This is a genomic window from Phormidium sp. CCY1219 (genome assembly GCF_035615515.1).
Classification (GTDB): Bacteria; Cyanobacteriota; Cyanobacteriia; order Cyanobacteriales; family Laspinemataceae; genus CCY1219.
The window spans coordinates 1-342 of the sequence record NZ_JAJENT010000582.1; the positions used below are offsets into that span (position 1 = coordinate 1).

Below are 342 nucleotides of genomic sequence, written 5' to 3' on the forward strand. Positions count from 1 at the left end.
CCAACAAAACAGGAAAGTGGGTAGCCAAGAAATACTGGCAAACAATAGGGAATCGGCAATGGGTATTTGCAACACGAACGGAATCAAACCCAATCAAATTGCAATACCACGCTGAGACTCCAATTGTCAGACACGTTAAAGTCAAAGGCGAGGCCAGCCCATACGATGGCAATCTCAAATACTGGAGTACAAGAATGGGGAAACAACCCGGTGTTCCAACGAGAGTATCGAAGCTCCTGAAGAAACAAAAAGGGAAGTGTACCCGCTGCGGACATTATTTCAAGGAAGAAGACATTATGGAAGTAGACCACATCATCCCAGAAACCCTAGGTGGAAAGGATG

At 45.6% G+C, this 342-nt stretch carries 1 protein-coding gene; it reads left to right on the forward strand.

The genetic code is table 11. The features are described from left to right. Positions 1-194 precede the first annotated feature (194 nt). A partial coding sequence (locus LKK83_RS16230; protein ID WP_324632264.1) for an HNH endonuclease occupies positions 195-342 on the forward strand: 148 nt, incomplete at its 3' end.